This window comes from Micromonospora globosa, from assembly GCF_000717585.1.
GTDB lineage: Bacteria > Actinomycetota > Actinomycetes > Mycobacteriales > Micromonosporaceae > Micromonospora > Micromonospora aurantiaca.
In genome coordinates this window covers 1-202 of record NZ_JNZR01000118.1, presented here as the reverse complement: position 1 = coordinate 202, position 202 = coordinate 1, and the positions used below count along the sequence as shown (strand labels likewise).

Below are 202 nucleotides of genomic sequence, written 5' to 3'. Positions count from 1 at the left end.
ACCGACCCGGGCGGCGATCTCGCTCTGGGTCAGGTTGCCGTAGAAGCGCAGCGTGAGGATCTTCTGCTCCCGCTCGTCGAGCGTGGCGAGCGCCGGGCCCAGGGAGGCGCGCAGGTCGGCCAGCTCGTACTCGTTGTCCTCGGTGCCGAGCGTGTCGCCCAGCTCGGTGGCGCTGTCGCCGTCGCCGATCGGGGTGGACAGC

At 71.8% G+C, this 202-nt stretch carries 1 protein-coding gene; it reads right to left on the bottom strand.

All coding sequences use genetic code 11. The annotated features are described in order from the left end of the window. Positions 1 to 202: sigma factor-like helix-turn-helix DNA-binding protein (locus IF06_RS0131905; protein ID WP_030275544.1), on the bottom strand; the 202-nt coding region annotated here is incomplete at both ends.